Below are 26,461 nucleotides of genomic sequence, written 5' to 3' on the forward strand. Positions count from 1 at the left end.
TGGCAACAAATTAGCAACGGGCGGCTTAATGCCTTAGTTTTGGCTTACCGTATTGATATGATAAAACTGCTAAAAACCTTCTGCTTTTTACTCGCACTACCTGCCTGCGCATTGGCCCAGGTGAAAATTGTTACCAACCACGTGGGATACGAGTTTGATAAACCCAAACGCGCCGTAGTGGTTGCCGAAAGCAAGCTCGCCATTAACACCTTTAAATTAGTGAATGCTGAAAGCGGCAAAGAAGTATTTGCAGGAAAGGTACAGTACAGCGGCCCGGTTGATAAATGGAAGCACTGGCAGTTTTATACTATCGACTTTAGCAGCTTTACAACGCCCGGGGAGTATAAACTGATGGTAAACCTTCCGGCAAAACAAGTAAGTTCATTCCCCTTTACCATTGGCAAAAACCTGCTGGAGCAAAAGACGATATCTGAAGTGGTGTATTATTTTAAAGGGCAGCGCAGTTCGGGTTTGCTGGATAAGGCGGACCATACCCTAACCCTATCGGGCAAGGGTAAAGATACCATTGATGCACACGGAGGCTGGTACGATGCTACCGGCGATTATGGCAAGCATCTCTCGCACCTGTCGTTTTCCAATTACTTTAACCCGCAGCAAATATCGCTTACCGATTGGAGCCTGTTTAAAACCTACGAGTTACTGAGCGCCCGCCCGGGAACCGATTACCGCCAGTTTCTGCGCCGCATTTTGGATGAGGCCATGTATGGCGCCGATTATTTGGTGAGGCTGCAGGTAAAGGATGGTTCGTTCTACCGTTCGGTTGGTGCGCCCGGCCCCGGCAAGCTGCCGCAGGACAGGGTGATACAGCCCGACGAAGGTAGCTATCGCATTAAGCAAAACAAAAACCAATCGTTCACCAAAACCATCGAACAAAAAAGCCTGCGCAGCTATTTGGCCAGTTACCGCTCGGGTGGTGGCTTGGCTATCGGATCGCTTGCCATGGCATCGGCGTACCCTACATCGGGCGAGTTTAGCAATGCCGATTACCTGAAGGCTGCCGAAAACGCTTTCGCCTTCCTTGAGGAACACAACCCTGAAATAGATTACGATGGTAAGGAAAATATACTCGATGACTATTGCGCCCTTACCGCAGCGACCGAATTATATAAAGTAACCCATAAGGATGTTTACAAAGCCGCTGCCGAGCGCCGCGCCAATAATTTATTGGGCAGATTGACTGCCTGGGGTAAGTACAAAAACTACTGGCGTGCCGATGATAAGGACAGGCCCTTTTTCCACCCCTCTGATGCCGGCATGCCGGTGGTAAGCCTGTTGGAGTTTTATCCACAGGCATCGCAGGACATGCAGCAAAAAATTAAGGCTGCTGTAAAAGCATCGCTACAAGCCGAACTGGATATTACCCGCGAGGTGAACAACCCCTTTGGTTACAGCCGCCAATTGGTGCAGGATACCTTAGGCAAGCGCAGTACATCGTTCTTCTTCCCGCATGGCAGCGATGCTTCGCCCTGGTGGCAGGGCGAGAATGCGCGGTTGGGTTCGGTAGCTACTGCTGCAAAAATGGCCGCACCGCTGTTTAAAGATGATAAGATATTTTACAAGCAACTGCAAACCTACGCGCTCGATCAACTAAACTGGATATTAGGGCTGAACCCCTTTGATGCCAGTATGCTGCAGGGCACGGGGCATAACAACCCGGCTTATGGTTTCTTTGGCACCTTTGAGTATACCAACGCGCCGGGCGGTATCGTAAACGGCATTACGTCGGGCTTTGATGATGAGCATGATATCGACTTTAATATCCCCTATGCCGTATCGGGCAAAGATTCCGACTGGCGCTGGGCCGAGCAGTGGCTACCGCATGCTGCCTGGTATTTATTGGCCGTAGCTACACCCTAATATGCAACCATGAAGAAGATAGTATTTACCTCGTTTATATTACTGCTAAGCATTGGTAGTACGTTAGCTCAAAAAAGCAAGTTCCGCGTATTGATACTGGCATCGCGGGCAGACGACCACATGAAAATGATGGCCGCTGCAAAGCCCTTCTTTACCAAACTGGCTGCCGATAGTGGCTTCACTATTGACTATACCGACGATACCAGCAAAGTAAACACAGCCAACCTGCGCCGGTATAAAGTATTTGTGATGTTGCAATTAGCCCCTTTCGATATGGCGTACCCACAGCAAGATGCTTTGCAAAAGTTTTGCGAGGATGGTAACGGCTGGGTGGGTATACATGCGGCGGGGCTTACCGGTAAAGAATTTTTAGGACCCAATACGCGTTATTGGCAATGGTTCGAAGGTTTTATGGGTGGTGTTACTTATTCGCCCCACCCCAAATTTCAGCAGGCTACGGTGTTGGTAGAGGATAGGAATCACCCCGCAACCCGGCGCTTACCCGCAAGCTTTACCATAGCCGACGAATGGTACGAGTTCAACAAAAGCCCGCGCGATAAAGTGCGCGTACTGGCAACAGTTGACGAAAGCACTTACAAACAAAACAAACCAATGGGCGACCACCCCATCATCTGGACGAACGAACAGTTCCGCCGCATGATATACATCGGCATTGGCCACTCGCCTGATGATTTTGAGAACAAAGATTATGTAACCCTTATACACGATGCCATTGTTTGGGCGGCATCAAAATAAACCGATATGAAACGAATCCTTCTAATAGTCTTTTGTTGCCTTTTGGCATTTGCAAGTCGGGCACAAAAAGCCCCGCGTTTTAAAGTTTTGGCCCTTTATGAGAATGGCGGGCACCACCTCGAATTTTCTAAAGCGGCCATGCCATGGCTCAATAAACTGGCAGCTGATAATAGTTTCATTGTAGATTACATCACCAATACCGACGGCATCGACAGCGCCTTTTTAAGCAAATACCAATTATTTATCCAGTTAGATTTTCCGCCATACGGCTGGAAGGATAAGGCCGTAAAAGCCTTTGAGCAATACATTAACGAAGGTAGGGGAGGCTGGATAGGTTTCCATCATGCTACTTTGCTGGGCGAGTTCGATGGCTTTGAGATGTGGCCCTGGTTCTACCAATTTATGGGGCAGGTTCGGTTTAAGAATTACATCCCCGCCTTTGCCAAGGGGCAGGTGAATGTAGAGGATAAAAAGCATCCCGTGATGAAGGGTATCCCGGCTTCGTTTTGGGTAGAAAAAGAAGAATGGTACACCTACGATAAAAGCCCCCGCCCCAATGTGCATGTGCTGGCCTCGGTAGATGAGAATACCTACCAACCCAATGGCGATGTGAAAATGGGCGACCATCCCGTTATCTGGACCAACCCCGCTTACAAAGCCCGCAACGTTTACATTTTTATGGGGCATTCGCCTATTTTGTTTGATGATGCGAATTACAAGCGGCTTTTCAGCAATGCTATATTTTGGGCAGCCGCTAAGAAATAATTTCTAAACCTTATCACAATGTTTTACAAAAGCCTCCTCCTTTGCCTGTTACTGCCGCTGGCCTCCATGGCACAAACACCTGCACCCAAAGCAGTGTTGCCGCTGGTGCGCGGTAAAATTGTTTACGATTCTACTTATACTTCGACCGCCATACTAACCGATGCGCAACTGTTCAGCAAAGCGGGGCAATGGTTCAAATCGGAATTTAAGTATCCGGGTAGCGGCGTTATGCGGGTTGATAAAGAAAGCCATAGCGTAACCGGCACAGGTATTTTTAAGATACCGGTGAGCAGCAGCGGGCATTATTATTGGATGCGCATTAACTTAACCCTGCAACATACCACGGCGGGTTACAGGTTTATTGTGGACAAGATATTTGAGCAACCCGTTGAGCCGGGCATCAGCAACGAATACTCGAAGCTGGAATACCGCTGGTGGGATTACCGCAAAGGCAAGCACTGGTCGGCAGAGGATGACGCGCTGTTTACCGGGTTTGTGGATGCATTGGGCAAAATGCGGAAATCGTTACAAAACGCATTCGCACTATCCGCGCAGGCACAGCAGCCAAAATTTAAAGCACTGGCCTTTTACTCAACCATTGTGGAACCCGACCATGTGGACTTTGCACGCGATTGCATCAGCTTCTACACAAAAATGGCAGCCGACAGGAATTTTGTGTTCGATACTACCACCAACTGGAAAAAACTGAACCCCGCCAACCTGAAAGATTACCAGGTAGTAGTTTGGATAAACGATTTCCCGCAGGACGAAGCCCAGCGCAAAACCTTTGAAGATTTTATGGAGAACGGCGGTGCGTGGATGGGCTACCACGTATCGGGCTATAACGATGGTACCACCAAATGGCCCTGGATAGTGCAGTTTTTAGGCGCTACCTTTCATAACAACAACTGGCCGCCGCTACCAGCAAAATTAATAGTAGATGATAACACGCACCCTGCTACCAAAAGCCTGCCCAAAAACTATGTAGCACCCATTACGGAGTGGTACGGTTGGAAACCCAACCCGCGCGATAATAAGGATATAAAAGTATTGCTCACCATGGACCCCGCCAATTACCCCTTGGGTAAAAAGGATGTGATACGTGGCGGCGACATCCCGGTAGTGTGGACCAACACCCGCTACCGCATGATATACCTCAACATGGGCCACGGCGATGCTGTATTTAATTCGCCACTGCAAAATAAAATGTTTAGCGATGCCATGCTTTGGCTGGGAACAGGAGCGAAATAGCAGAGGGCAGTACCACTTAGTTAGAAGTTCAACATCGTAGAGGTTTAAGCTTTGTAGAAACCATGAAAAAACAAGGCAACGCCGTTAGGTGTTGAACCCGGCTTAGTTGAGCACCTACGGCGCTCGAAAGCGTGGTTGAATGGTTTTCTACAAAGCTTTTAGCCCGATGGGCTAACAAAATCGCCTAACTTATCTTAATTAACTGCCAATGGTTATTTTGTTGCCTCTATCAGGAAATCGTACAAATTAGTTTCCGTAACAATCTGCAGTTTTTTGCGCAGGCGATAGCGGCTCACCTCTACTCCCTTCAGCGAGATGTTGAGTAGTTGGGCAATTTCTTTTGATGACAGGTTGAGCCGCAGGTAGGCGCAAAGCTTAAGGTCGGTGGGGGATAGGTTAGGGAATTTGGCTTTTAGCTTGCTGAGGAAGTTGTTGTGCACCTCGTCAAAATACAGCGCAAAATTATCCCAGTCCTCGCTGCTTTTTTCGCTATCGCCCAGAAGGCGGAACACGCTTCTGAATTGATGCCCGGCATCGGGTATGTTCAGTTTTTTGAGTAACTGTTCCAGCTCTTCCTCAATATCCTGCAATAGCTTGCCACGGCCTACCATCTGCATAGTTAGTGTTGCCAGCTCTTTGTTTTTATAGTTCAGGTCGGCTTCCAGTTTATCGTTACGCAGGGCAATAATTTCTTTCTCGTTGCGGTCGAGCTCCAGGCTGTGCAGATAGCTGAGGCGGCGTTGCTCATCTTCGTGCCGGCGTTGCTGCAGGGCCAGTCGTTTTTGCTGTAAGCGGACACCTGCATAAACCAAGGCAGCTACCAACGCAGCATAAAGCAGGTAGGCCCAAATGGTTTGGTACCAGGCTGGCTCTACAATAAAAGTATAACCCAATGGTGCCGACTCCGCACCAAAGCTGTTCCGCGCCTTTACCCAAAAGGTGTATTTACCGTAGGGGAGATTGGTATAATCTTTTTCGGTTTTGCTGGCCCATTCCGCCCATTCTTTATCAAAGCCTTTCAGTTTGTAGGTAAACTCCCGGGTATTGTTAGGGCTGAACGAGGTAGACGAGTATTCGAAACGAAAGGAGTTCCATTTATTGGGTAAAGATATTACCTGCCCGGCATCCGGTGCACCCGTACCTGTAAAGTACCCGCCAAAGATAACACTATCCTTTTCGCCAACGGCCGTTACCGATGATAGTAGCACTTGCTGTTTTACAGCCGCAGCAGCGTACTTTTTATAGTTTAAATGGAATACGCCATCATCGCTCCCCACAAAAATATTTTCGGCATCGTAAGGGTAAATGTATTGCGCCGACCTTGCCTTTTGCCCGGCTACTTCGGGGAAATAAGTAACTGTGTAAGCTTGGCTACCGGCGGGTTTGCTGAAGTCGGCCACCCCGGCGCGCTGGCCGCAAATGAACCAGATTTTCCCCGCTGCATCGGTAGTTAAGAACTGAACGCCTGCATCGCCGAATAGCTTTTGGTAAAAATGAGAACGAACGAATTTGTCTTTTCCTGCATCGTATTCATAAACGCCGCTAACCGTGGCGGCTACAATTTGGTTGCGGATAAAGTTTACGCGGTTATTGGCTGATGACGGCAACCCGTTCTTGCCCGTGTAATGGGTAGCGTGCAATACCTTTTGATGGTTGGGCGATAGTTGTGCTTTATATATCCCCCGGAACGGGTGCGATGCCCAGACATTACCCCCGGCATCAACCGCCAAATTCCCTAACGATTCGTAAATGCCATTTATCCGGTCAACAAAGCCGAGCGCGCCGCCTTGCCGGTTCAGCAACTGGAAACCTGTGTAGGTGCCCGCCACCACATGGTTGGTGTTGGGCAATTGCTTCAGCATCCAGGCACCCGGGCCGGGTGTAATTGGTGTAGCCGAGTAGCCGTTGATAGCCAGAACGCCATCCTGGTGGCCGGCATATAGCTGCCCGTTAATTTCGGTAAAACTCCAGGCCTGCCCCTTGGTGCCGGTAACTTCGGTAAAGGCGGCGTTTTGTTTACTGATATCCCGCTGAAGGGTACTAAGCGGCGTAGCGTAAATGCCATTGGAGGTACCAATGTATAATGTATTATCGAAAACGGTAACCGCATTGCTTTTGAGCCTGTTATTATGGTTAGGGGTGATTCGGGTGACCGCGGTGTTGTAAAAAATATGGTCGGTGCCGCTCTCCAATCCAAGCCACAAGTTATGGCTATCATCGGCAAAGACACTGTGTACATTGTTGTTTTGCAACCCTTGTGCCGTAGTGTAGTGGGCTGTAACCCTAAGTGCTTTATCCAATATAAAAACGCCCTTTGCTGCGGTACCAATTAGGTATTGTCCGTTGGGCATGCCTTGCATAAAGTTCACCGGGTCGGTGCGTAATTCGGTGTTTATGGCGGCAGGGGCGGGTGTAACTTTTCGTCCGCTTAAAAACAGCAGTCCGTTATTGCGGGTAGCCAGCAGCAAGGTGTCGCGCCCGTATTCGGCTATGCCGGTTATACGGGTAGTTATGGCGCCATCGGTAGCAGGCTGCCATTTGCCCTGCCCGAACGTGAGCAGCCCCAGGTCTTTATCATAAGCAAAAAGTTCCTTGCCCGCACAAGCCAGCATCATCCATGCGGATGGCGCATCAAAAGTGTGTATGGTATTGTTCTTTAGCTCGAAGATGCATTCGATGGTGCGGAAAAACACCTCATCGTTATACAGCACAATATCCCATACATCTGCAAATTGCCGCGCTTTAAGCGGCAGTAGTTGGGTGAGCGAATGGTATTTCAGTAGTCCTTGTGCGTTGGGAAAAAAGTAGCCGATCTCATCAAGCCCGCCAACCCATATACGCCCCTTCCCATCTATAGCTACCGACTTGATGCCGCTTTTGTTGGGGAGCAGGTAAGTTTTCCAGTAAGTACCATCGAAACAAAGCAGTCCCTCATCATTAGCAAAATAAAGCCTGCCGCCGGCATCTTGTGCGGTGTGCCAAATGTCGTTTGCCGCGCGGTACTGTTCGGGTTTATAGTTGTTTATAGCCGGTGTACCCAGCATATTTTGTGCCTTGCATGGCAGCAAAAAAGCATAAATAACAAAGGGCAGCAGGGCGAAAAACTTCTTCATTTACAGGCATCGGTTAACCGTATTTAACATGCGGTTAACCGAGCCGTAATTTAGTCAACATTTGGCAATGGCGTGCCGTTGGTTTTTATCTTTTAAAACGCATTATAGTATAAGAGTTCGGTAGGAAGGTGTACTCCTTTTGCAGGGATATCACCTTGCTCAAAGGCGAAACTCTACTGGGTTCCTCCAATGTGTTTTCTGCCGAAGGCGGGGCGCTGATAGTAGTTACGGCAACTTGCCCCGTGGCTTTAAAATTGGTGATATCAAGCGCAGAGGTTACTTCGCTTTTGCCCGTATTCACAATGTGCAATACCAGTTCTTTACCATCATCCGAGCGGGTGGCGCTTACATCAAGCGGGCCTTCAACCGTTTCGGCAATGCGCAACCTCTGGTGGTTGGCCGATGCCATTTGCTGCACGTAGAAGGGCGGCATACCCCAAACTTTATCTGGTGTGAAGAATATTTGCCCCTGGTCCCAGTCGTTATCATTTTGCAGGTAAGGTTGCAGGGCATTGGCCGGGCATGAGGTAAGCACAAAATCGCCGTGGCGGCGTATGGCATTCAGCGTAGTGGCGTGGCCCAATGCACGTTGCATATTGTGCAGCCCGCCATTTTCTTCAAACACGGCGCACTTCATTTTGGTGGCCGGGTCCCATTGCAAAAACAGATCATGCATGTGTTGGATGTTCTTATCCACCGTGGTGCCCGCAGCAGCTTCGTCGGCATCGGTGTGCAGGTCCCAATAATCGGCTCGGCCGTTTATAGCTTTAAATACGATCTCCATATTGGGCGATTTAGGCCGCCACCAGGCAGCGCAAACTACTTTTATAGCCGGGTTTTTAGCATGAATGGCATCGTACAGGATGTTAAAGCGTTGGGCGTAATGTTCGTAATCTTCCTTTTTATCGCCCCATATCACTTCCTCATTCCCAATTTCTATGTACTTCACCGGGTAAGGTTTAGGGTGCCCAACGGCCGCGCGTTTTGCGCCCCATGCAGTGCTTTTATCAGCGGTTAAATACTCCACCATGTTGGCAATATCCTCAGCCGAATCTTCGGTATTAACGGCAAAGGCGCTCGTGAATCCGGCTGCCTCGCATAACTGCAAAAACTCCTCGAAGCCAAACCCGTTGTTCGACCACGGGTACCAATGCCCTCTGTAGGGCGGGCGCAGGCTTTGCGGGCCCGTCATGTTCTTCCAGTTATATTCTTTTGCGTTCACCATGGTACCGCCATAGCGTAAAAAGCTAAGCCCTTCCTTTTGCATCATGCCGGCAATATCCGCCCGCAGGTTTAGTCCTTTAAATTCATCCTGAGGTGCTCCGCTGAGCGATGCGCGGTCGATCAAAAGCTTTCCTTTTCCCAGTAGGCGTATCACCAAATTGCCGCGGGCGGTACTGCCTGTAGTTTGCAGGCTGAAAGAGTACTTTTTCCATGCCGAAGAAACACCGCTAATGGTTGCTTTTGCATAAATGGTTTTGGCATCATCGCTCTCCAGCGTAACCATAACCGTTCCGCTGTAGCCCTGCGCTTTCAGGTAAACAAACCCCGGATAACGCTGCCCTTTTTTTATACTGATGCCCCAATGGTTAAGCCCGGCGTTGGAAATGCCGGCTTTGGAATTAGCGGTTAAAGCCTCTATTACCTGTGCCTGCCTGCCCGATACAGCATCGGCCGAATCGAGTGAATATTTTACCGCCGCTACCGGTCCCACAGGCTTCCATTGAAAGCTTACTTGTAGTGCCGTAACGGGAGTAAGGCTTGCTTCTTTACTTTTATTACCATCGGCATCTATAGCTATGTTTTGAAAACTTGCCGCAGCATTGTTGGTGTACAAACCGACGCTTCCTGCCGGGAGGGGCGTTTTATCGCTATAGTCGATAACCGGTGTTTCGCTGCTGTTCACGTAAACCGATATGTGGTTGCCTGTGGCTTTTATCTTAAGGTGGACTTCGTTTTTAATATCGATATCTTCTGCACTTTCGTCTACCAGTGCAGGCCTGCCGTTGAATTTTTCGAGCCTTATTCGGCGTTGCCCTTTGCTGCAGCTTACGCGGTAACCATTAAAATAAGGGCTTCCGGGCGTAGCTTTTGTTACCCGGAATAAGAGTCCTGCATCGCGCCCCCTATCTGTAAAGGCAATATCGGCTTCTATAGAGCCGTTGTTGGTCTGTACGCCATTGCGCAATATGGTATATCCCGGGCCTGCTGCCGAGCCTGCGCCACCACCGCCAATGCGCCACTCGCCTTGCAGGTTGGCCCAGCCCTTAAAGGCATGGGCAAGTGCGGGTTCTTCAAAGTTGCCGCCGTAAATGCGCTCGCCATAAATACCGCCGTAAACCTCGTGATTCACATCCTCAATGCACGAACCATACAGCGTAGCAGGCACTTTATTTAGAACCTTAGCGGCATCGATAGTAATATGTGCCGATTGAGCATCGGCCGCCGCGGTTTTAAAGAGTAATACAGAGAAAATGCCCGCCTTTGTGAGGAGGTTGATAGATGATCGGGATATGTTCATAACAGGTTTTTATAATTCCGCCTAATGTCTGCCATGTGCTGCAAATTGGCTTGCACCCTTTTGACGGCTTTTACATCAATATTGACTAAGTTTAGCCCTTGCGTAATGCAATTACACAGTAAAAGCATCGAAATTCGTATTTTAACCCCTAAAATACACATATCAATAAAGTGCAAGAAAAAGTTAAGATTGTGCTAAAACAAGGCACACATAAACCCCAAATTGCATCCGAAATAGAAGTATTGCATATCCACTATAGCAAGGGCTTCAATTATATACCAACATAAACGAATAAAATTTTACTCAATGGCATTTTTTAAAAGGCACCGCATAGCCCTGGTGTGCAGTCAGCTGGCGCTGTTATCATTGCCCGCGCTTGCGCAAACGGGTGGTAAAACCCAGATCATAACCCCGTTAACTTTTCAGCAGGTGCGGATAGACGACTCGTTCTGGAGCCCTAAACTGAAGGTATGGACATCTAAAACCGTGTATGATGTGTTCGATAAACTGGAGGGTAAATACGTCCCCGACCGGCCCGACATTATCGCGGAAAAAGAAAAGCTCGGTCGTACCCGTAACGCTTTCCTGAATTTTGACGAGGTAGCCAAAGGCAAGGTAGATACCAAAACCCACGACGGCCCGCCCTGGTACGATGGCCTGGTTTACGAAACTATCCGCGGTGCCGCCGACTTGCTGGCCGAGCACCCCGACCCTACCTTGCAGAAAAAGATAGATGCCTATATAGACCGTATAGCCGCAGCCCAAGCTGCCGACCCTGATGGCTACATAAACACCTACACCACCCTTACCCGCCCCACTATGCGCTGGGGAACTAATGGTGGCAGCGATACCTGGCAGCACGATTGCTATAACGCAGGCATGCTGGTAGAGGCGGCAGTGCATTACTACAACGCCACCGGCGAAACCAAACTGCTTACCGTTGCCGTAAAGCTGAGCAACTATATGTACAAAGTAATGGGCCCATATCCAAAACTGAACGTAGTACCCGGCCATGGCGGCCCTGAAGAGGCGTTGATAAAACTGTATTGGTTGTTCAAGCAAAACCCTGCGCTTAAAAGCAAAGTAGGCGCTCCGGTAGAAGAACAACAATATTTTGACCTGGCTAAATTTTGGATAGAGGCACGCGGCGACCATGGCAATGCTGATGGCACCCACAAACGCGAGAACCTGAAAGCTTATGACCAGGATGATAAATCGGTTTTTGAGCAAAAAACTATTGAGGGGCACGCCGTTAGGGCAACGCTGTTTGCCACCGGTGTAACTACCGCTGCGTTGGAAAATAAAGACCCGAAGTACATATTGGCCGCCAATACCCTTTGGGATAATATGATAGGCAAAAAGCTTTTCATCACCGGTGGCGAGGGTGCTATACACGATGAAGAGAAATTTGGCCCCAATTACTTTTTGCCCGAGAATGCCTACGGTGAAACCTGCGCCTCTATCAGTTCGGCTTTCTTCAGCGGCAGGATGAATGAACTGGAAGCCGATGGCAAATACATGGACGAATTTGAGCGCGTAGCTTACAATAACCTGCTTTCGGGCGTATCGTTAAGCGGTGAGAAATACTTTTACGAAAACCCGCTGGTGGGCAACGGTAACAAACGCTGGGCCTGGCACGATTGCCCTTGCTGCCCGCCCATGATATTGAAAATGATAGGCGTACTGCCGCAATACATTTACGCACAGGATGCAAAAGATGTTTACGTGAACCTGTTCATAGGCAGCGAAGCAACGGTAAAGGTTGCCGACAGCGAAGTGTTATTGAATCAAAGCACACAATACCCCTGGAAAGGCGACACCAAAATAACCGTAAGCCCTGCAGTTCCTAAAAACTTTACGGTAAAAGTGCGCATCCCGGGCTGGGCGCAAGGGAAAGAAAACCCTTACGGTTTGTATACATCTAACAGCACCGGGAGGGCAACGTTAAAAGTGAATGGTGTTGCCATGAAAGTACAGCCGGTAAATGGTTATGCGGTTATTAACCGTAAATGGAAAAAAGGCGACGCAATAAGCCTGTCGTTACCAATGGCGCCCCGTGTGGTAACGGCTAATGATTCGGTACAGAGCGTTAAAAGCAAACTGGCCATTGCTTCGGGGCCGGTATTGTACAGCTTCGAAACTATTGATAACCCATCATTGGCATCGTACAAGGTAAGCCCTAATACACCAATGGTGCTCACTTACAAGCCGAACCTGCTCAACGGCGTTAACGTGGTAACGGGTAAAGCGGTAAACGAGGCTACGGGGAAAACGGTTGACTTTACAGCTGTGCCTTTTTACACCCTTGGCAACAGGGAATTAGGCGCGCCGTACCAGGTTTGGATACCGGAGAAGGCCAAATAGCAAACTAATATTTATTGAAACTCTTCAGCAGCGCTAAAAGCTGCTGAAGAACTTTTACATCGGGTGAAAAATACCGGTGCTGGGGATGCTCATTTTAAAAAAAGATATACGGCAACCAATTTAAACCAAGGAAGGAACCTGCGTATGCAATAAAGTTTACAAAAAGGCCATAACGCAAAACCGGGAAATGCTTGCGACAGATCCCGGCAAGTCGGGCTACAGCAAATAACCACTCAAGTAATTATCAACCTAATTAACCAGACATTCAAAAGTATGAAAATATTTTTCAATAGTGTATTGCGGCTATACCCCCTGGGCGGAAGATACCGGAAAGCTATGGCATTAACCTTATTGCCGGCAACCGTTCTCTGCTTTCAACCGGCCGCAGCGGGCACCATTAAACCCATTGGCGCCGCAAGCACTTCAACGCAACCCATACCACCGGCCACCATTACCGGTAAGGTAACAGATAGTAAAAATTTGCCCCTGCCGGGCGTTAACGTGCAGCTAAAAGGCACCACCACCGGCACCACTACCGACATTAACGGTAATTACCGCCTCACGGTGCCCAACGCTACCGGTACGCTGGTGTTCTCGTTCATCGGCTTTGCTTCGCAGGAAGTAACGTTTAGCGAGAGCAAAACCACCATCAATATACAACTGCTCGACGAGCCAAAAGGGCTTGATGAGGTAGTTGTGGTAGGTTACGGTACCCAGCGCCGCGGTGAGGTAACCAGCGCAGTATCTACCGTAAAAGCTAAGGACTTTGTAAAAGGTTCGGTAAACGATGCAGCGCAGTTGATTCGTGGCAAAGTGCCGGGCCTGTCGGTTGTTACTACCGATGGTAACCCAACCGCTACTGCCCAGGTGAACCTGCGTGGTATAGCTACGCTTAATGCCAGCACCAGTCCGCTGGTAATTATTGATGGTGTGCCGGGTACTTTAACCACGGTTGCACCGGAAGATATCGAATCTGTCGACGTATTGAAGGATGGTTCGGCAGCCGCTATTTATGGTACGCGTGGTACCAATGGCGTTATCCTGATCACTACGCGTAAGGCTAAAGGCCCGTCGGCTCCTAAGATGGAGTTCAACACTTACTTCACTACCCAAAGGATAACCAAACGCCTCAACTTTTTAAACGCCGACGAGTACAGGCAATACGTGGCCCAAAAGAAACCGGGTGCAACCGACTATGGATCGAGCACCGACTGGCTGCCCGAGGTGTTGCAAAACCCTTTCTCGCAGGTGTACAACATCGACTTGAAAGGCTCTAACGAAAATACGAACTACGTGGTGAACCTCAACTACCGTAACCTGAACGGTATCATGCAGCGCTCTAACAATAAAACCATTTTCCCGCGCATAGAGGTGAACCACAATATGTTTGATGGTAAACTGAAACTGAATGCTAACATTAACGGCTACGAGCAAAACTTTTTCGGTTTTGATGGCGGCGGTTTCCGTGGCGATGTTTACCGCAACGCTATTTACCTGAACCCTACCCAACCTGTGAAAGAAGCGGATGGCAGCTATTCGGAACATGTAGATAAAACGGATTATGCCAACCCGGTATCGTTGCTTTATAATTCGGATGGTATACAGCAAAACACCGACCTGCGTACTATTGGTTCGGTAACGTTTACACCCATAACCGATCTGGACTTTAAAGTATTGGGTTCGCGCGACTTGTTGAATAACTTCTCAGGCTACTCGGAAACCAAGCAGCACTACTCCACCCTGCACGATGGTAAGAATGGTTATGCCGCAAGGGGCGCGCAACGCAACGAAGAGAACCTGTTGGAGGCTACCATCAACTACAAAAAGAACATTGGCCTGCATGCCTTTACCGGTTTGGCAGGTTATAGCTGGCGCGAAACCGATTTCCAGAGCTTTTACGCGCAGAACTACGATTTCCCTACTAACGATAACTCATACAATAGCCTGCAATCGGGCCGTGCGCTTAGCCGCGGCCAGGGTGTAGAAAACTCGTACCGCAGCCAGAATAAGCTGATCGGTTATTTCTTCCGTTTGAATTACGCCTTTAACGATAAATACCTGCTGATGGCAAGTATACGCCGCGAGGGTTCATCAAAATTCGGGGTGAACCACAAATGGGGTAATTTCCCGGCAGCGTCTGTCGGCTGGAACGTGAAGAAAGAATCCTTCCTTGTCGATAACAAAACCATCAGTTCGTTAAAATTCCGCGCGGGTTATGGTATCACCGGTACCGAGCCTGCCAGTCCGTACTTATCGTTGGATAGGATAAACTTCAATACCAACACCTACGTGAACGGGCAGTGGATACAAGCCATTAACCCATCGAGCAACGCCAACCCCGACCTGCGCTGGGAGCGCAAAAAAGAGTTGAACGTGGGTATGGATATTGGTGTGTTGGATAACCGCATTACCGCAACGGTTGATTACTACAACCGCACCACCAGCGACCTGCTCTTTAACTACCCCGTAGCTACGCCGCCATACCTGTACAACAACATTACGGCCAACGCCGCATCAATGGAGAACAAGGGTATTGAGGTGGGCGTGAACATTGCCGCCGTGCAGGGTAAGGATTTTACCTGGAATACGCAGGTGAATTACTCTACCAACAAAAACAAGATCCTTTCATTGTCCGACAAAAGCTTCCAACTGGCCAGCGGTTATTTTGACGCCGGCTTTTTGGCAGAGCCTATACAAACTCCCACCAGTCGCGTACAAATTGGCCAGCCTATTGGCAACTTCTGGGGCTTTAAGAGTGTGGATATAGATGATGCCGGCCACTGGATAGTACAAGGCAAGGATGGTAACCCCAAACCTATTGTACAGGCACAGGCAGATGATAAACAAATTATTGGTAACGGTTTGCCTAAGCATTACCTGGCCTGGAACAACAGCTTCTCGTACAAAGGTTTCGACCTGAACATTACCATGCGCGGTGCTTTTGGGTTCCAGATACTGAACACCCCGCGTATTTGGTACGATGCCCCGGTGATGATGACCCGCGGTAACCTGCTGAAAACGGCCTACGATAATGTGTATGGCAAACGCCCGCTGGCAGACGACCAATCGGTTAGCTATGTGAGCTACTATATTGAGAATGGCGACTATTGGAAGATAGATAACGTAACCCTGGGCTACAACCTGGCCATAAAAAGCCGCTACATCAAAAGCGTGCGTGTTTATGCATCGGGCTCTAACCTGAAAACGTTCTCGAAATACAAAGGCATCGACCCTGAAGTTGCCATACTTGGCCTTGCGCCGGGTGTCGACGACAGGAACCGTTACCCCGCTACATCAACCTACACCTTGGGTGCATTCTTCACATTTTAATTAAGCCGACCATGAAAAAATTAAAATATTTAATGTTGTTGCCTGCTTTAATGCTGACAGCCATACCGGGTTGCAAGAACGATCTGAACGAGGTAACTTTTTCGGACCTTTCTGCGCAAACCTACAAATACACCGGTGCCTACGCGGCCATGGGCATTACCTATGCCAACCTGCGCGGCCTGTTTTCGCACACCAGTTATTACGCCCTGCAGGAAACCAGTTCTGACGAGATAGTGATGCCTGCCAATCCATCGGGTTGGGAAGATGCCGGTATTTACAAACGCATACACCTGCATACGTGGAACTCGGAGAACCCGCAAATGGGCAATATGTGGCAAACGCTTTATGCGGGCGTAATTAACGCCAACCGCATCATCGAGCAATTGGATAAAGGCAGCATTCCGCCCGATGCCGGTACTAAAAAAGAATCGCTTATTGCCGAAATGAAGGTGGTAAGAGCATTTTACTACTGGCTTATTTGTGACAACTTTGGTAATGCGCCGCTGGTAACCAGCACCTCTACCGAACTGCCGCAGACAGCTTCGCGCACCGATATTTACAACTTTATTGTTAAAGATGTTACCGATGCCCTGCCAAACCTGAGCGAGAATAACGATAAGCTGATGTACGGCCGTTTTAACAAATGGGGGGCAAAAGCCTTGTTGGCCAACATTTACCTGAATGCACAAGTGTACACCGGCACTGCTAAATGGGCAGAGGCCCTGGCGCAGTGTAACGATATTATTGCCTCTAACAAATACTCGCTGGAGCCGGCTTTCAAAAACGTTTTCAAAACCTCTAATGAGAACTCGCCGGAGATAGTTTTTGCTATACCGTTCGACGAGAACCAGGGCAAGGGCTTTTTTGTAGAGATGTTTTCGTGGCATGGTGCCCTGAAGGATAAAGTTTCGATGCAGGCCACGCCTTGGGGTTCGGGTTCGGCGCAGGGTATCCCGCAGTTTATTGATACCTACAATGCTGCCGATAAAAGGCTTGCCGATACCTGGCTGATGGGCCCGCAATTCAGGGCGGATGGTGTTACGCCGTTAAGGGGCTCTTACGATAAAAATGGGCAGCCGCTCAACTTTGTGAACCGCCTGCCCGACGGGCTTTTCACCAGCGAGACCGAAGGCTATCGCATGAACAAATTCGAAGTAAAAACCGGCGCACTGAGCGACCTGAGTAACGATTTCCCCTTCTTCCGCTACGCCGAAGTATTGTTGATGAAGGCGGAATGTTTATTAAGAAGCGGCAACAGCGCCGAAGCTGCGCAGATAGTAACGCAGGTACGTGCCCGCAACTTTACCGATGCTACGCAGGCTACCGTGACCGGCGCGCAACTGGCGGGTAACAGCAAATACAACTATGGCTTTGTGGAGAATTATAACATTACCAATCCCGGCAACCAGGCCGTAGTACCGTTCGGTGGTATGCTGGACGAGCTGGGCTACGAGTTCCCCTGGGAAGCCCACCGCCGTCGCGATGATATCCGCTTCGGGGTGTTCACCACCAAAAGTTGGCTATCACACAAACCCAACGGCGATTTTAGGTCGATATTCCCTATACCGCAGCAGGTGCTTAATTCCAACCCGAATCTTAAACAGAATACGGGGTATTAAACTATCCTGTAAAAGGGTGCCGCATTTTTTGCAGCACCCTTTTCTGGCATTTTAAACGGTCACTATGGCAATAAGCAAAACAAATAAACATGGTAGCTTAAAGAACAGCAGAAAAACGCTGTTTTTTAAGCTTTTTGCCGTTTTGTTGCCATTTGTAATAATGGGCCTATTGGAAGTTTTGCTGCGGCTGTTCCATTACGGTCAGGACCTGAGCCTGTTCCTTGCCGACGAAAATCAGCCCGATTACTTAGTCGTCAACCCGCATTTGTCGCAACGCTATTTTACTATTGGCGCTAATGCCACCATAGGCAACGCCGAGCCATTTTTGAAGGAAAAGCCAAAGGGGCTGTTGCGGTTTTTTGTGCTGGGCGAGTCTACCACTATTGGTTTCCCTTATATGCACAATGGGGCGTTCCATCGGTTCTTGCAATACCGGTTGATGCAGCAATACCCGGAGAAGCAAATAGAAATTATTAACCTCGCGCTAACAGCTGTAAACTCGTTCACCGTGCGGGATATAGCTGCCGAGCTGCCCGCTTACAAGCCCGATGCAGTACTTATTTATTGCGGGCATAACGAATATTACGGGGCCTTGGGTGTTGGCTCTACCAGTAAATTAGGCAGTAACCAAACGGTTGTGCGAGCATTGATAGCTTTAAAGAAGTTGCGCGTTGTGCAGTTACTATTCAACGGATATACCTCCCTGTTCAAGGGCAAAAATTCGGCGGATGCGGATGTTTCCAAAAACCTGATGGAGCGTATGGCGCAGGAACAGAAAATTCCGGAAGGTTCGGAGATATATAAAGCGGGTATCGAACAGTTCGCTGATAATATGGATGCGGTTTGTAGAACGTTATCCGCAAAGGGTGTCCCGGTGTTTTTGAGTACGATAGTAAGCAACGAAAAGGACCTGCGGCCTTTTATTAGCGATACAAAAGGCAATGCTGGGGGCTTATACAAAACAGCACAGCAGGAATATGCTACGGGTAATTACTTAAAGGCGAAACAACTTTTTGTAGCTGCCAAACAAGCCGATAAACTACGCTTCCGTGCGCCGGAAGAAATAAATGCAGAGGTAATAGCTTTGACGAAGCGCTACCCGCAAACTTATTTGGTGGATGCTAAAGCTATATTCGAGGCAAATTCGCCGAATGGTATTATTGGCAACAGCACCCTTACCGAGCATGTGCATCCTAATTTGTTTGGTTATGCTTTGCTGTCGGACGCTTTTTATCAGGCGCTTAACAAACGCCACCTGCTGCCTGCAAAACCTGCGCGCAACCTAACCCTGCAACAACTTCGGCAGGAGATGCCTATCACCCGTGCCGATTCTGCTTTTGGCGCATACACTATCCAACTATTGAAACAACGCTGGCCTTTCACCCAAAAAATAAAACTGGTTACGCCTGTCGCTTTTGAAGATAGCGTTGGCTACGATATGGCTGCCCGCGGTTTAAAATGGACCGATGCCATGGATAAGTTGATGGAGAACTACCAGCGCCGTCGGGACACTATCGGGATGTTGAAAGTAGCCGAAGCAGTGCTACTGGAGTACCCTACCGACCCTGCATTTTACACCATGGCAGGCGGACTAAGTGCAAAACTCGGGCAATTAGATAAGGCAGCCAATTATCTGGGTCGGGCATTTAAAATGCAGCCCTCTATGCAATTGGCACAAGAACTTTTCGAACTGGAGGTGAAACGGCAGCAATTGCAAAATGCCCTGGCTTATATCGATTACGGCTTAAGCCAAAGCCCGCAGAACACAACGTTGGCCAATGTACGCGGTTTGTTACAGCACATGATAGCCGTAGAGAACAACATCAGGCAGAAACCAAATATGCAGGATAATAAAGAGATGGCACGCTGCTACCGCCTGCTGGGTGAGCATAGTATTGCCAATAAGTATGCATCCACCAAGGCCAACTAATGAAAGCAACAAATAACATCAACCGCAAATTTTGCCTGCAAATGGCGATGGCTTTGCTTGCCGTAACGGCGCTGTTAGCTTATAAAGACAGGGCGGGCGCATGGTATACTTTAGGTATAGCGGTGGTTTTCGCTCTTGTGGGCTTTGTTCGCCCACAGCTTGCGGATGGTTTTCGCAGGTGCTGGCTTTGGTTGGGCGAGCTATTGGGTAACATCAACGGGGTGGTGATGCTTTCGGGGATATACTTTTTAGTGTTAACTCCGCTGGGTCTTATCCGCCGGCTGTTGGGCCGCGATACGATGGGGCGGAAATTTAAAACTCCGGCAGCATCTTACTGGGAGGAGCCTGACAGTAGCCAAACATCAATGGAAGAACAATTTTAAACATGGAAATAATTGCAGAGTTTTTCAGCTTTTTAAGGCACCGGAAAAAGTATTGGTTGTGGCCTATATTCTTCCTGCTCATCTTCTTCGGGGCGCTTATTGCGCTGGCGCACGGTTCGGCTTTGGCTCCCTTTATTTATTCGCTTTTCTGAACCATGTACATCCTCGGGATCTCCGCTTTTTACCACGATAGCGCCGCCTGCCTTATTCATCACGATGAGGTAATTGCTGCCGCGCAAGAAGAGCGTTTTTCGAGGATAAAGAACGATGCGGCTTTCCCTGCTGAGGCTATTAAATATTGCTTGCGCGAAGCGGGTATTACCCTTGCCGACATAGAACACGTAGTGTTTTACGAAAAGCCTTTCCTGAAATTCGAGCGGCTGCTGGAAAGTTATGTAGCCACTGCGCCGTTCGGTTTACGCTCGTTCCTGAAAGCTATACCCCTTTGGCTGCGCGAAAAACTTTTCCAAAAGCGCCTCATCAACCGCGAGCTAAACAACATCGATGCAGCTTGGCCAAAGCGTAACCATAAACTGCTCTTCACCGGGCATCACCAGTCGCACGCGGCATCCGGCTATTATCCTTCTCCATTTGAAAAGGCGCTTATACTTACTATTGATGGCGTAGGCGAGTGGACCACCACCTCGGCATGGATAGGCGCGGGCAACACACTCAGTATGGTTAGCGATATGCCTTTCCCGCACTCGTTGGGTTTGCTTTATTCGGCGTTCACCCAATACCTCGGCTTTAAAGTAAACAGTGACGAATACAAAGTGATGGGTTTGGCGCCTTACGGACAGCCACGATTTGCCGAGTTGATATTGCGGGAGATAGTCGATCTAAAACCCAATGGCTCCTTTCAACTCAACATGTGCTACTTCGATTTCATGGGCGGGCTATCCATGATCAATAAGCACTTCATCAAGCTATTTGGCAAACCCGCGAGGCTGCCGGACGCGGAGATAGATGAGTTTTATATGGATGTGGCGGCTTCTATCCAGTCGGTTACCGAGCGCATCCTCATCACTATGGTCACTTTTCTATCAGAGAAACATCAACTAACCGACTTGTGCCTTGCCGGCGGTGTTGCCCTTAATTGCGTAGCCAACGGAAAGTTGCTTAAACACACGCCCATCAAACGCCTTTGGGTGCAACCTGCGGCAGGCGATGCGGGTGGGGCCTTGGGTGCTGCTTTTGCTGCGCGATACTTACACCTTAAATTTACCAGACAAGCCAAAGAAGGCGATAGCATGAAGCAGTCATTGCTTGGCCCTGCATGGTCCACCGCCGAAGTGGAGGATGCTTTGCGGGCAGAAGCATTAAGCTATCATATCTTGGTCGATGATGAATTTCTGCAGGCGGTTGCAAACTACATTAATGATGGCAAAGTGGTCGGATGGTTTTCTGGGCGGATGGAGTTTGGGCCCCGGGCCTTAGGCGCGCGCAGCATCCTTGGCGATTGCCGCGGCGCGGATATGCAGCGGCACATCAATATGAAGGTGAAGTTTCGCGAGTCGTTCCGGCCCTTCGCCCCTGCTATATTGGAGGAGCATGCTGCACAGTATTACGATATCGCACAAAGCAGCCCATATATGCTTATTGTTGCCGATCTGCTGCAGGAGTATCAGCGCGCATCCAATGCCGATGTAAAAGGTTTCGAAAAACTGAAGGATATATCATCTCCCTTCCCGGCGGTAACTCATGTTGATAGTACCTCGCGGTTGCAAACCATCGGCCCTGCCAACGGGAAGTTCTATCAATTGCTACGGGCCTTTTATCAACTCACGGGCTGCCCCGCTATCGTAAATACCTCCTTCAATGTAAAAGATCAGCCGATCGTTTGCTCGCCTGCCGATGCCATCGACTGCTTCCTTAAAACCGACATAGATGTGCTCGCCATCGAGAATATCATCGTGCTGAAACAGCATTAAGCAAATATCAATTTGGTGTTACAAGTGGCTAAGCGAGTGTCAAACAATTGCTTGGCTAATAAGGACTTTTGTTAAACTCAAACGTCATTGTACGGTGGATAGCCCGCCGCGTATTGCCGTTTTTGTAAGCATAGCTCATAATTTTTAGTTGGTTAAAGCCGGTCGCAATAAATTGCGCCGGTTTTTTTGAATGATACCGCAGCAAATATGTTACGTACAGTTTCATACATATTTATTAAATTAGGCGTAGCTAACCAATATACCCCCGGTATTATAGTATGAGAATTTTTCGTGAGAACATTGTAAGCCCCGACAATCAGGTGGTTGTTAAGGAGGAGAGTTTTAAATATAACGACTTCCCTTTCCATTTTCATCCCGAGTACGAGATCATCCTGATACTCGAAGGCAACGGGCGGCGCATTATTGGCGATAGTATTACCGAGTTTAGCGGGGTAGATCTTTGCATGTTCGGCTCTAACCTGCCGCATACGTTTTTCACCCGGGGGCTTAGCGATAACGAAGCCATTAAGCAGGTGGTGATACAATTCCACGAGAATTTCCTCGGCCCCGGCTTTTTCGAGCGGAAACCTTTTAAGAGCATAAAAGAACTATTGCAGCGTTCCAGCCAGGGCATTGTTTTCACCGGCGAAACCCGGCAGAAAATGATCAAACAGATAGGCAACCTGGTAGGCCTTGGCTCCGCCGAAACGCTGATAGGCTTGTTAGGCATCCTGCAAGATCTTTCCCTTTCCAAAGACTACAACGTGTTATCAAGCCCCGGCTTTATCCACGACCTCGACCTGGACGACTCCACCCGCATGAGCAAGGTATACGATTATATCCTCGCCAACTTTAAACGCGACCTCTCGCTGGATGAGGTAGCCTCGATAGCTTATTTATCGCCCTCGGCCTTTTGCCGTTACTTTAAAAAGTTCACCCGCAAAACCTTATCTGAGTTTATGGTGGATCTGCGTATCGGCTATGCCTGCAAATTGCTGCAAACCAATAGTATGGGTATATCGCAGGTAAGCGTGGAGTCGGGCTTTAATAATGTGTCGTACTTCAACCGCAAATTCAAAACCATAAAAGGCGAAACACCAATGGAGTATCAGCGCCATTTCACGGTGAAAAAGGCGCACTAGGCCCTTGCCTAAAATGGTCAATAGGGTACAAGTTTTCGTCAATATGGTTAGTGCGGTCATCGGCATAAATAGGCAATTTGCGTCTATAAACAGATGCCCTTTTCAGCGGCAATAATAAACCTGAATTGCTTTACAGCAAGCCCTATTAAACTACAGATGAAAACAGCCAAAGCACTTTTGTTCGATTTGGATGGCACTTTAATTGATTCGGAGAACAGCCATTACCGTTGCTGGAATGCTTTGGTGACCCTTTTCGGCCACAACCTGCCGCACGATGTTTACATGGCATCGTATTCCGGCGTGGCATTAGCTATCAACGCCCAACGGCTTATCGATGAATTCTCACTCGATATTTCGCTAAAGGATATGATCGCCAAGCGCGAAGAACTGATGCTGGAAACCTTCCGTACCGATGATATCGTGCACATGCCTTATGCTTTGGGTATCATCAACCATTTTAACGCGTTGGGTGTGCAGTTGGTACTGGTAACATCAAGTTCGGCCGATGAGGTTGCCGTTATACTGGAGCGCGCGAACCTCATGGGTTATTTCGGCCTCATCATTACACGCGATGATGTATCTAACGCAAAGCCCCATCCCGAACCATATTTAAAAGCGGTAGAAAAACTGGGCCTTACCAAAGAAGAATGCATCGTAATAGAAGATACGCTTACGGGAGTAGATTCGGCCACTAATGCCGGTATTGCCTGCGTGGCGGTTCACCCCGATCCAACGGATGAATTTAAAGCGGCCTGCCGTGCCGATGCCCTTTGCAACGGTTTGCGAGAGGTGCAGCGATACCTGGAGGATGAGTACAGTTTTGGCGTTGTAAGTGGTACAGTTGACCGCGCTGCTGTTGCTGTCCCCGTTAATTGAACGCCGGAATTACAGGTAAAACCAGTCAAATAAGTACCATAACCGGCTAAAGGAGTATTAATAATGTACGCTAATTGCGGCATTTTTGTGTGCCGCTTACCCATATCCCAAACTATCATATGAAACTATCTGCGAAGATCATCCTGCTTGCAGCGCTGCTCAACTTCGGCTGCAAACGAAACGATAAACCTACCATTGCCTTTATAGCAGGCGCCGCAACCGATTTTTGGACCCTTGCCGAAAAAGGCACCAACCAGGCCGCCAAAGAACTGCCAGGCTATAACGTGATATTTAAATACACTACAGATGGCGCCACCGAAGAACAAAAGCGCGTGGTAGACGATCTGCTGGTGAACGGCGTAAGCGGCATAGCCATTGCCCCCTTGGATCCTATTAACCAGAAACCATTTATTGATGCTACTGCCGAGCAAGTCCCAGTGGTTATTACCGATAGCGATATCCCCGGCAGCAAACGCCTGTGCTATTTGGGCACCAGCAACATACAGGCAGGTAAAGCGGCGGGCCAGTTAATAAAAACCGCCCTGCCCAAAGGCGGCAAGGTGATGTTATTTGTAGGCAAGGCCGATGCGCAAAATGCCAAAGAAAGAATAACCGGGCTGGAGGAAGAACTGAAAGACTCGGGCATTACCATTGTAGGCATTAAAACCGATAACATAGACCGCGTACGTGCCAAGGCCAATGTGAACGATGTGCTGGTATCAAACCCCGAGGTGGGCTGCTTTGTAGGCCTATGGAGTTATAATGGCCCCGCCATACTCAATGCCGTAAAAGAATCGGGCAAATTGGCGAGTGTAAAAATTGTATGCTTTGATGAAGAGCAGGAGACTTTGCAAGGTGTGCAAAAAGGCGAGATAGTAGGCACTGTGGTGCAACAGCCTTACGAGTTCGGTTACCAGTCGGTAAAGCTGTTGGCCAAGTATATCTCTGGTGATAAAAAGTCGGCGCCGGGCGAGGTGATCATCCCGGCAACCATCATCAACCACGATAATGTGGAGGGTTTTATTGCTAAAATGAAAGCCATCAGGGCCAAGTAATTCCTGCTATCTGAAAATTATATGTCTGCAGATATTGTGAGTGGAACGCCGGGCCCTTTCATCCGGATGAAGGGCATCAGCAAAGCTTTCGGAGCGTTCAGGGCTCTGGATGATGTGAATATCGATATTCGTCCGGGCGAGGTGCTGGCCCTGTTGGGCGAGAACGGTGCCGGGAAATCTACCCTGATGAAGATTCTCAGCGGTATCCATATACCCACCGGCGGCGAGATAGATATTGATGGTGTTAAACAAACTATCGATTCGGTAAAAACGGCGCAGCAATTGGGCATCATCCTCATTCATCAGGAACTGAACCTGCTGGACAACCTTGATGTGGCGGGCAACATCTTTTTAGGGCGCGAACCAACGGGGCGCTTCAAACTGGTAGACAAGCAAAAGATGTATGCCGATGCTGCTGAACTTTTGAAATTGTTCGGGCTGAAGATATCGCCCCAAACCAGCGTGAGCAAACTCTCGATAGCTGAGCAGCAACTCATCGAGATCATCAAGGCACTCTCGCAAAATGCGCGGGTGATCATTATGGATGAGCCTACCTCCAGCCTCACTTTAAAAGAAACCGAACTGCTTTTCGGCATTATAAGCGGCCTGAAAGCAAAGGGCATATCGGTAGTATACATATCGCATCGGCTGAACGAAGTTACCCAAATAGCCGACCGTGCCATTGTACTAAAGGATGGCAAAAATTCCGGCGAATTGGCACGCGAGGATATCAACCACGATAATTTGGTGAAGCTGATGATAGGCCGCGATATTTTCAAGGCCGAGCAGGAGGGGTGGGCTTACAAACCCGAGTATTCTTTTGAGGCCATAGATATAAGCACTTACCGCTACCCCGGCAACAAAATAAACCTTCGATTGGTTGGCGGGGAGATACTGGGTATATCGGGCCTGGTAGGTGCGGGCCGTACAGAACTGGTGAATACCTTTTTCGGTATACACAAACCCGCCGGCGGGTACCTGCGCCTTAATGGCGCGGATAAACGTATCAACACCCCCGACGATGCCATAGCCAGCGGGATTTTTTTAGTGCCCGAAGACCGGCGCAGCCAGGGGATCATCGTATCGATGGATATCGTTCAAAATACCACGCTGCCCAACCTTGGCCCCAATTCATCGGGCGGAATCATCAGCAACAAGAAAGAGAATGAGGCTACTGCAAAGGTGGCCAAAGAACTGAACGTAAGAGCACCGGGCTTAACCACCTTGTTGAAGAACTTGAGCGGTGGTAACCAGCAAAAGGTGGCCATTGGCAAGTGGTTATCGCGCAGCCCCAGCCTGCTGATATTTGATGAACCTACCCGTGGCGTAGATATTGGCGCCAAGGCCGAGATATACGCCATTATGCGCAACCTGGCCAAGCAGGGGGTAATGATACTGGTAGTGAGTTCGGATATGGAAGAGATCATCAACATCAGCCACCGCATTTTGGTGATGCACGAGGGCAAGATTTCGGGCGAGTTGATGCCTGCCGATTTTACAGAAGAAAATATTATGCGCCACGCGGTGGGGCTGTAGTACTAAAGCAA

17 protein-coding genes are annotated in these 26,461 nt (G+C 48.9%); 15 read left to right on the forward strand and 2 right to left on the reverse strand.

All coding sequences use genetic code 11. The features are described 5' to 3' along the window. The first annotated feature begins 57 nt into the window (after positions 1 to 57). The 4 genes from BC343_RS23900 to BC343_RS23915 are packed head-to-tail and all read left to right on the forward strand — an operon-like array spanning position 58 to position 4,650. Positions 58 to 1,878 (forward strand): glycoside hydrolase family 9 protein, encoded by a 1,821-nt coding sequence (locus BC343_RS23900; protein ID WP_078350318.1) that lies wholly within the window; start codon positions 58 to 60, stop codon positions 1,876 to 1,878. Between the two features lie 9 nt (positions 1,879 to 1,887). Then, a complete protein-coding gene (locus tag BC343_RS23905) occupies positions 1,888 to 2,634 on the forward strand; it encodes a ThuA domain-containing protein (protein ID WP_078350319.1) in 747 nt (248 codons plus the stop codon). Between the two features lie 6 nt (positions 2,635 to 2,640). Beyond that, positions 2,641 to 3,399 (forward strand): ThuA domain-containing protein, encoded by a 759-nt coding sequence (locus BC343_RS23910; RefSeq protein ID WP_078350320.1) that lies wholly within the window; start codon positions 2,641 to 2,643, stop codon positions 3,397 to 3,399. An 18-nt stretch (positions 3,400 to 3,417) separates the two neighbouring features. Next, positions 3,418 to 4,650 (forward strand): ThuA domain-containing protein, encoded by a 1,233-nt coding sequence (locus tag BC343_RS23915; RefSeq protein ID WP_078350321.1) that lies wholly within the window; start codon positions 3,418 to 3,420, stop codon positions 4,648 to 4,650. Positions 4,651 to 4,862: 212 nt separating this feature from the next. Here BC343_RS23915 and BC343_RS23920 read toward each other — a convergent pair whose 3' ends face one another. Together BC343_RS23920 and BC343_RS23925 are read right to left on the reverse strand one after the other, a co-directional pair. Then, the gene (locus BC343_RS23920) at positions 4,863 to 7,763 is read right to left on the reverse strand and encodes a ligand-binding sensor domain-containing protein (protein WP_078350322.1); all 2,901 of its coding nucleotides are present in this window, start codon (positions 7,761 to 7,763) and stop codon (positions 4,863 to 4,865) included. Between the two features lie 85 nt (positions 7,764 to 7,848). Further along, positions 7,849 to 10,284 carry an alpha-L-arabinofuranosidase C-terminal domain-containing protein gene (locus BC343_RS23925; RefSeq protein ID WP_078350323.1) on the reverse strand — a complete coding sequence of 812 codons (2,436 nt, stop codon included), beginning with the start codon at positions 10,282 to 10,284 and terminating at the stop codon, positions 7,849 to 7,851. Between the two features lie 306 nt (positions 10,285 to 10,590). Between BC343_RS23925 and BC343_RS23930 the strand changes: the two genes are divergently transcribed. From BC343_RS23930 to BC343_RS23975, 11 genes are all read left to right on the forward strand, one after another. After that, a complete protein-coding gene (locus BC343_RS23930; RefSeq protein WP_078350324.1) occupies positions 10,591 to 12,648 on the forward strand; it encodes a glycoside hydrolase family 127 protein in 2,058 nt (685 codons plus the stop codon). Positions 12,649 to 12,921: 273 nt separating this feature from the next. Next, entirely contained in the window at positions 12,922 to 15,978 is a 3,057-nt protein-coding gene (locus BC343_RS23935) for a SusC/RagA family TonB-linked outer membrane protein (RefSeq protein WP_078350325.1), read from the forward strand. An 11-nt stretch (positions 15,979 to 15,989) separates the two neighbouring features. Continuing rightward, a complete protein-coding gene (locus BC343_RS23940; RefSeq protein ID WP_078350326.1) occupies positions 15,990 to 17,597 on the forward strand; it encodes a RagB/SusD family nutrient uptake outer membrane protein in 1,608 nt (535 codons plus the stop codon). A 64-nt stretch (positions 17,598 to 17,661) separates the two neighbouring features. Next, positions 17,662 to 19,527, forward strand: a complete 1,866-nt coding sequence (locus tag BC343_RS23945) for a hypothetical protein (RefSeq protein WP_078350327.1) — start codon at positions 17,662 to 17,664, stop codon at positions 19,525 to 19,527. Continuing rightward, entirely contained in the window at positions 19,527 to 19,910 is a 384-nt protein-coding gene (locus BC343_RS23950; RefSeq protein ID WP_078350328.1) for an SxtJ family membrane protein, read from the forward strand. Before BC343_RS23945 ends, BC343_RS23950 begins: the two co-directional genes overlap by 1 nt. 2 nt (positions 19,911 to 19,912) lie before the next feature. Beyond that, the gene (locus tag BC343_RS31435) at positions 19,913 to 20,062 is read left to right on the forward strand and encodes a DUF5989 family protein (RefSeq protein ID WP_202909846.1); all 150 of its coding nucleotides are present in this window, start codon (positions 19,913 to 19,915) and stop codon (positions 20,060 to 20,062) included. Between the two features lie 3 nt (positions 20,063 to 20,065). Further along, complete coding sequence (locus tag BC343_RS23955; protein WP_078350329.1) at positions 20,066 to 21,841, forward strand: carbamoyltransferase family protein; 1,776 nt, start codon at positions 20,066 to 20,068, stop codon at positions 21,839 to 21,841. Between the two features lie 278 nt (positions 21,842 to 22,119). Then, complete coding sequence (locus BC343_RS23960) at positions 22,120 to 22,983, forward strand: AraC family transcriptional regulator (RefSeq protein ID WP_078350330.1); 864 nt, start codon at positions 22,120 to 22,122, stop codon at positions 22,981 to 22,983. Between the two features lie 156 nt (positions 22,984 to 23,139). Then, the gene (locus tag BC343_RS23965; RefSeq protein ID WP_162276925.1) at positions 23,140 to 23,859 is read left to right on the forward strand and encodes an HAD family hydrolase; all 720 of its coding nucleotides are present in this window, start codon (positions 23,140 to 23,142) and stop codon (positions 23,857 to 23,859) included. A gap of 119 nt (positions 23,860 to 23,978) precedes the next feature. Next, positions 23,979 to 24,914 (forward strand): sugar-binding protein, encoded by a 936-nt coding sequence (locus BC343_RS23970; protein WP_078350332.1) that lies wholly within the window; start codon positions 23,979 to 23,981, stop codon positions 24,912 to 24,914. Between the two features lie 21 nt (positions 24,915 to 24,935). After that, positions 24,936 to 26,450 carry a sugar ABC transporter ATP-binding protein gene (locus BC343_RS23975; protein WP_078350333.1) on the forward strand — a complete coding sequence of 505 codons (1,515 nt, stop codon included), beginning with the start codon at positions 24,936 to 24,938 and terminating at the stop codon, positions 26,448 to 26,450. Positions 26,451 to 26,461 lie beyond the last annotated feature (11 nt).

This window comes from Mucilaginibacter pedocola (assembly GCF_002013915.1).
GTDB lineage: Bacteria > Bacteroidota > Bacteroidia > Sphingobacteriales > Sphingobacteriaceae > Mucilaginibacter > Mucilaginibacter pedocola.

Bases quoted from the DNA above. Each gene is read 5' to 3' on its own strand.
- BC343_RS23900 (WP_078350318.1), top strand. From the start codon at position 58: ATGATAAAACTGCTAAAAACCTTCTGCTTTTTACTCGCACTACCTGCC.
- BC343_RS23905 (WP_078350319.1), top strand. From the start codon at position 1,888: ATGAAGAAGATAGTATTTACCTCGTTTATATTACTGCTAAGCATTGGT.
- BC343_RS23910 (WP_078350320.1), top strand. From the start codon at position 2,641: ATGAAACGAATCCTTCTAATAGTCTTTTGTTGCCTTTTGGCATTTGCA.
- BC343_RS23915 (WP_078350321.1), top strand. From the start codon at position 3,418: ATGTTTTACAAAAGCCTCCTCCTTTGCCTGTTACTGCCGCTGGCCTCC.
- BC343_RS23920 (WP_078350322.1), bottom strand. From the start codon at position 7,763: ATGAAGAAGTTTTTCGCCCTGCTGCCCTTTGTTATTTATGCTTTTTTG.
- BC343_RS23925 (WP_078350323.1), bottom strand. From the start codon at position 10,284: ATGAACATATCCCGATCATCTATCAACCTCCTCACAAAGGCGGGCATT.
- BC343_RS23930 (WP_078350324.1), top strand. From the start codon at position 10,591: ATGGCATTTTTTAAAAGGCACCGCATAGCCCTGGTGTGCAGTCAGCTG.
- BC343_RS23935 (WP_078350325.1), top strand. From the start codon at position 12,922: ATGAAAATATTTTTCAATAGTGTATTGCGGCTATACCCCCTGGGCGGA.
- BC343_RS23940 (WP_078350326.1), top strand. From the start codon at position 15,990: ATGAAAAAATTAAAATATTTAATGTTGTTGCCTGCTTTAATGCTGACA.
- BC343_RS23945 (WP_078350327.1), top strand. From the start codon at position 17,662: ATGGCAATAAGCAAAACAAATAAACATGGTAGCTTAAAGAACAGCAGA.
- BC343_RS23950 (WP_078350328.1), top strand. From the start codon at position 19,527: ATGAAAGCAACAAATAACATCAACCGCAAATTTTGCCTGCAAATGGCG.
- BC343_RS31435 (WP_202909846.1), top strand. From the start codon at position 19,913: ATGGAAATAATTGCAGAGTTTTTCAGCTTTTTAAGGCACCGGAAAAAG.
- BC343_RS23955 (WP_078350329.1), top strand. From the start codon at position 20,066: ATGTACATCCTCGGGATCTCCGCTTTTTACCACGATAGCGCCGCCTGC.
- BC343_RS23960 (WP_078350330.1), top strand. From the start codon at position 22,120: ATGAGAATTTTTCGTGAGAACATTGTAAGCCCCGACAATCAGGTGGTT.
- BC343_RS23965 (WP_162276925.1), top strand. From the start codon at position 23,140: ATGAAAACAGCCAAAGCACTTTTGTTCGATTTGGATGGCACTTTAATT.
- BC343_RS23970 (WP_078350332.1), top strand. From the start codon at position 23,979: ATGAAACTATCTGCGAAGATCATCCTGCTTGCAGCGCTGCTCAACTTC.
- BC343_RS23975 (WP_078350333.1), top strand. From the start codon at position 24,936: ATGTCTGCAGATATTGTGAGTGGAACGCCGGGCCCTTTCATCCGGATG.